This window comes from Micromonospora sp. AMSO12t (genome assembly GCF_008806585.1).
GTDB lineage: Bacteria > Actinomycetota > Actinomycetes > Mycobacteriales > Micromonosporaceae > Micromonospora > Micromonospora reichwaldensis.
The window spans coordinates 1-5,635 of the sequence record NZ_WAAS01000354.1; the positions used below are offsets into that span (position 1 = coordinate 1).

At 73.2% G+C, this 5,635-nt stretch carries 4 protein-coding genes; 2 read left to right on the forward strand and 2 right to left on the reverse strand.

Annotated elements, in window-relative coordinates; all coding sequences use genetic code 11:
* Positions 1–191 precede the first annotated feature (191 nt).
* Positions 192–398: a hypothetical protein gene (locus tag F6X68_RS30145; RefSeq protein WP_091630565.1), complete on the forward strand. Its 207-nt coding sequence runs from the start codon at positions 192–194 to the stop codon at positions 396–398.
* Positions 399–857: 459 nt separating this feature from the next.
* Positions 858–1,817: a TIGR03557 family F420-dependent LLM class oxidoreductase gene (locus tag F6X68_RS30150; protein WP_151457428.1), complete on the forward strand. Its 960-nt coding sequence runs from the start codon at positions 858–860 to the stop codon at positions 1,815–1,817.
* 117 nt (positions 1,818–1,934) lie between these two features.
* On the opposite strand, the gene F6X68_RS30155 is transcribed toward F6X68_RS30150, so the two are convergent.
* Together F6X68_RS30155 and F6X68_RS30160 are read right to left on the reverse strand one after the other, a co-directional pair.
* Positions 1,935–3,491 carry a right-handed parallel beta-helix repeat-containing protein gene (locus tag F6X68_RS30155; protein WP_151457429.1) on the reverse strand — a complete coding sequence of 519 codons (1,557 nt, stop codon included), beginning with the start codon at positions 3,489–3,491 and terminating at the stop codon, positions 1,935–1,937.
* Between the two features lie 172 nt (positions 3,492–3,663).
* Positions 3,664–5,547 (reverse strand): amino acid transporter, encoded by a 1,884-nt coding sequence (locus F6X68_RS30160; RefSeq protein ID WP_370519011.1) that lies wholly within the window; start codon positions 5,545–5,547, stop codon positions 3,664–3,666.
* Positions 5,548–5,635: the final 88 nt, after the last annotated feature.

The following is a 5,635-nucleotide window of genomic DNA, read 5'->3' on the forward strand; positions in this document are numbered from 1 at the left end:
GGCGCGGGCCTTTGCGCCGTCATCTCCTCGTGTTTCGGCCCCGAACGCACGCCACCACCGCCCCCTGCGGCCCGTCCGCCCACTGTCGGACGTCCGCGCGCCGGTTCCTCGGCGGCGGCACCGTTAGCCGTTCATCGCGATTGGGTACAACGCCCAGCACCTCGATCCACCACACCCTTGCGGAGGCAGCGATGCGCGGCACGTCGATATTCGGAGTCCTGGTCGTCATCTGGCTGATCATCGGCGCGGTCGCCGCCGGACAGCGCGGCTACTACAGCGGCGACGACACGAACTGCGCCGAGGCCGGCACGATCCTGGTGACCATCGTGGCCGGGCCGCTGAACTACATCGGGGCCAACCCGAAGGTCGACTGCGAACTGCCCCAGCCGTCCAAGTAGGACGTACTCCTCCGGCCCGCGCCCACTCCGGGCGCGGGCCGAGCCGTGTCCGGGGTACGCCACGCCGGCTCCCCGACTCCGCTCCTCGTGCCGACGCCGGTCCGGGCCTGCCGGGGCCTCTCGGCCGCCGCCTGTCCCGCTCGTCAGCCCCGAATCTGCCGGGCCGGGGACGGCGATACGGATGGGCTCGCCCAAAGGCCGGGTCCGCCCCGCGCCCCGCTCACCGCGCCCGCCCCGACGCCGGTACGGCCGCCCGGCCGTCGGGGGCCGCCTTTGCCGGCCGGCGGGTGGTTCGCCTTCCACGCCCATCCAGGACGGCGCGCGGTACGCCACGCCGCGTAGGGCGTCCTAGGAGGCTGGGTCATCGGGGGTGGCGTCCCGCGCCGCCCGACGTTTGTCGACCCCCACCACGGGAACCGGCGTTGCGCCACCAGCGCCGCACGGGACGGGAGCACCGGCATGAGGATCGGCTACAAGCTCGCCTCGGAGGGGTACGGACCGCAGGAGATCATCCGCCAGGCCGTCCGGGCCGAGCAGGCTGGTTTCGACTTCGTCGAGATGAGCGACCACTTCCACCCGTGGCTCGACACGCAGGGGCACTCGTCGTTCACCTGGAGCGTGCTCGGCGCGGTCGCGGCGAAGACCGAACGGATCGGCCTCGCGACGGGGGTGACCTGCCCGACCGTCCGGTACCACCCGGCGATCATCGCGCAGGCCGCGGCGACCCTGGCGCTGATCTCCGACGGCCGGTTCACCCTCGGCGTCGGGGCCGGGGAACGGCTCAACGAGCACGTGGTGGGGCAGGGTTTTCCCAGCGTACGGGGCCGGCACGAGCGGCTCCGCGAGGCGCTGGAGATCATCCGGCTGCTCTGGCAGGGCGGCTACCACTCATTCGAGGGCAAGCACCTGCACCTGGAGGACGCCCGGATCTTCGACCTGCCGGAGACCCCACCGGTGATCGCGGTCGCCGCGAGCGGCCGGTCCTCGGCCACGATGGCGGCGGAACTCGGCGACGGCCTGTTCGTCACCGAGCCGAAGGCGTCGATCGTCGAGCACTACCGGCAGGCCGGTGGCGGCGGTCCCCGCTACGCCGAGGTGCCGATGGCCTGGGCCACCGACGACCAGCAGGCCGTGCGGGCGGTGCTGGAGACCAGCCGGTGGATGGTGACCGGCTGGAAGGTGATGAGCGAGTTGCCGAACCCGGTCAACTTCGACGCCGCCAGCGCGTACGTCGAGGAGCGGCACGTCCGGGAACTGTTCTCCGTCGGGCCGGACCCGGAGGCGCACGTGGCGGCCGTCCGCCCGTACGTCGAGGCCGGCTACGACCACGTGGTGCTGCAGAACGCCGGCCCCGACCCGGACGGCTTCCTCGACTTCTTCGCCGGCGACCTCGCCGCCCGGCTGCGCGCCCTCGGCTGAGCCGTGCGCCGCGCGGGGCGCGTCCGGCACCCTCCGCCGCGATCGCGATGATCGCCGGCGATGCCGGACGCGCCCCGGGCGGGGCGGGCCGTCCCGGCCGGGACGGCCCGCGGCGGGTCACCGGAAACAGTTCGCGACCGGCACCCGGCTGCCCTCGCAGTTGGTCGGCTCGTTGTCGATGATGTCGGTCTCGTCGTCGACCTTGACCTGCGCCTTGTCGACGAGGAGGCCGCTCGGCTTCACGGTGGCGACGTTGCCGGCCACCCTGCTGGAGTACAGGGCGAGCCGGCCCTGCGACGCGAAGACGCCGCCGCCCGTGGACTTCGCACCGACGGCGTGGTTGCGGTGGATCTCGCTGTGGCGCAGCAGGACGTTCGACTTCTGGGCGTGGATGCCGCCGCCGGAGCCGCGCGCCGTGTTGCCCGACACGATGCTGTCGTCGAGCGGGAGCAGGCCCTGGACGGTGGAGATGCCGCCGCCGTTGCCCGTGGCGGTGTTGTCGCGTACCTCCAGGCCGCGCAGGAAGATCAGCGCGTCCGAGTTGGCGATGCCGCCGCCGGTCTGGGCGGTGTTGCCCACCACCTTCGTGTCGGCGACCCGGGTACGGGCCGAGAAGCTGGCGACGCCGCCGCCCTGCGCCGCGTTGTTGCGCGCGAAGGTGCTCGAGTGCACCTCTGCCGCGCCCCGGTAGTTGGCGAAGCCGCCGCCGTACGCGACGGCGCTGTTGCCCCGGAACTGCGAGTTCTCCAGGCTCAGCACGCCACCGTTGAGCAGGCCCCCGCCCTTGCCCGCGGTGCCGGCGGCGTGGTTGTCGACGAACGTGCTCCCGGTGACCACCAGGTGCCCGTCGTTGAAGATCCCGCCCCCGCCCCCCTCCGCCGAGAGGGAGGTGCTGTCGACGATCGTGGTGCGCTCGACCACGGCGGACGCGCCGTGCACGACGTGGATGCTGCCACCCTCGGCGGCGGAGAGGCCGTTGCGGAGTACGACGTCGGAGAGCGTCAGTTCCCCGCCGTCGCGGACGGTGAAGAACCGGAACGCCTCGGCGTGCCCGTTCCGGACGATGGTGGCCCCCTCGCCCCGGACGGAGATCGGGTGGTAGATGACGGGCAGCCCGGCCCGGTCGTGCTTCGGGTTGCGCGGGGGCGCCTCGGCGTCGCCGGGGTTCTCGGCGCTGTCGGCGGTCTCCCGGGCGTCGCGGATCCCGCCGTCGTACTCGTCGGGCTGCTGGAAGGCGTGGGTCAGCTCGTACGTGCACTTCGACGCCAGCCGCAGGTCGGCGCCGCCCTCGGCGTTGGCCCGGACCAGCGCCGAGATCAGCTTCGTCGAGTCGCACGGCACCGCGACCTCCGCGCGGTTCCCCTGGCCCGGCCGTCCGGGGCGGTCGTCCCGCTGCCCGCCGCGCCGCTCCTCGCGCGCCTGGTCACGGTCCTCGACGGCGTCGCCGCGGGGCTCACCGGAGTGGTCGCCGGCCCACCGCGACGGCGACGACGACGGCGTCGGCGACGGCGTCGGCGAGGCGGTCGGCATGTCCCGGTCGGCGGCGAAGGCGGCGCCATCCGTGAGCCCGGCCGCCCCCGCCACCAGGCTGCCCGCCACGAGGCCGCCGGCTAAGAACCACCTCGACCGCCGCCTGAGTGGTGCTGCCCGCCGGCCCCCTTGATACGTCGTCATCAGGCTTCCCTGCCTCTCGTGCATGCGTGCCACGGCCGCGTCGAACGGGACGCGGGGCGGCTGACGTCGCGACAGCCACCGGAGGTCACGATACGGACGAGAATCGGGCAGGTCCGTCAAACGTGAATAAGCGGACTATTCACCTCGACCGGGGCGAGGGAGCGCAGCGCGGTCAGCCGCCGACGTGGATGCCGGGCCGGCGGGCGGGGTCCGGCTCGGACTTGCGGATGATCTCCCGTACGACGGGCGGGGTGTCGCCGCGGCCGAGGATCAGATAGCGCAGCAGGTGCGCGAGCGGGTTCCCCTCCGACCACTCGAAGTGGGCGTGCGGGCGTACGCCGGTGGCGTCGCGCAGCGCCAGCAGGATCGCCGCGATGGCGTTGGGGACGGCCGGGCTGCCGGCCCGCAGCACCCGGAAGCCACCCACCTCCACGCCGCGCACCCGCAGCACCTGGCTGAAGTCCGACGGGTCGACCACGTCGATCTCCAGGAAGAGAATGTCGCCCTCGCCGGGCACGGGATTCATCGACCGCTGCGCCCGTTCCTTGACCGTGTACTCCTTGACCGCGCCGCCCGCCCGCTTGTGCGCGATGAGGTGCAGTCGGCCGTCGTGCGCCACCGACTCGGCGATGAACCGGCGGGCCGGCTCGTCGAACTCGATCCGGTCCGTGCGCAGCTCGGTGGTCCGGGTCACCCGCGAGACCAGCGAGACGGCCACGATGCCGAGGACGAACAGCGCGGAGATGGCGATGCCGTCCGGCTTCGCGACGACGTTCTCGGCGAGGGCGTACAGCAGGACCAGGGTGAGCACGGCGAAGCCGCCGGCCGCGACGCGTTCCCGGCGGCGGGCCGCGGAGATCGTGACCGCCACGGCGGCGGAGACCATCATCGCGAGGATGCCGGTGGCGTACGCCCCGGCCTGGTCGTTGACGTCGGCCCGGAAGATCAGGGTGATGGCGACGCTGACCACGGTGTAGACGATCACGACCGGCCGCACGGCCCGGGCCCACTCCGGCGCCATCCCGTAGGTGGGCAGGTAGCGGGGCACGATGTTGATCAGGCCGGCCATCGCGGAGGCGCCCGCGAACCAGAGGATCAGCGCACTGCTGACGTCGTAGACGGTGCCGAAGGTCTCGCCGAGGCGCTCGTGGGCGAGGTACGCCAGCGCCCGGCCGTTCGCGGCCCCGCCCGGCCCGAACTCCCGGGCGGGGATCAGCACGGTGGTCACGAGGGTGGTCGAGACCAGGTACACCGACATGACCAGCGCGGCGGTGGTGAGCAGCCGACGGGTGTTGCGGATCCGCGCCGCCAGCCGCGCCTCGCGGTCCGCGCCCCCGCCCGCCACCAGCGGCATCATGCTCACCCCCGTCTCGAAGCCGGACAGCCCCAGCACCAGCAGCGGGAACGCCAGCACGGCGGTCACCGCAACCTCCCCCGGGCCACCACCGACCGTCAGCGCGGCGGTCCAGTCGGACAGCAGCCGCGGGTCCGCCGCGATCCCGGCCAGCCCGTCCGCCACGATCAGCGCGTTCAGGGCCAGGAAGACCGCCACCAGCGGGACGGCCACCGTGACCGCCTCCCGGAAGCCGAGCAGGAACACCCCGCCGAGGACGAGCAGCAGTACGACGGTGACGCCGACGGCCACGCCGGTGCCGCCGACGCTCTCGGGCATGTGCGGGTTCTCCAGCAGGTGCACGGTCGCGTCGGCCGAGGAGAGAGTGATCGTGATGATCCAGGAGGTGGCCACGAAGCCGAGCAGGACCAGCACGAAGATCTTGCCGCGCCAGAACGGCAGCAGCCGCTCCAGCATCGCCACCGAGCCCTGCCCGTGCGGACTCTCCCGGGCCACCCTGCGGTACATGGGCAGCATGCCGAACAGTGTCAGCGCGACGATGAGCAGGGTGGCCAGTGGGGAGAGCGCCCCGGCGGCCACCGCCGCGATCCCGGGCAGGTACGACAGGGTGGAGAAGTAGTCCACCCCGGTCAGGCACATGACCTGCCACCACGCCCGCGAGCGGGCCTGCCCCTCCGCCGCCTCGGGGCCGACCGGCTGCACCTGGTGCGCGAACAGCCACCGGCGCAGCGGGCTCAGCGGCCTGCGGCTGCCCGCCATCTCGCTCGGGCTGTGGCACAACTTCGGCCCG

Bases quoted from the DNA above. Each gene is read 5' to 3' on its own strand.
- F6X68_RS30145 (WP_091630565.1), top strand. From the start codon at position 192: ATGCGCGGCACGTCGATATTCGGAGTCCTGGTCGTCATCTGGCTGATC.
- F6X68_RS30155 (WP_151457429.1), bottom strand. From the start codon at position 3,491: ATGACGACGTATCAAGGGGGCCGGCGGGCAGCACCACTCAGGCGGCGG.
- F6X68_RS30150 (WP_151457428.1), top strand. From the start codon at position 858: ATGAGGATCGGCTACAAGCTCGCCTCGGAGGGGTACGGACCGCAGGAG.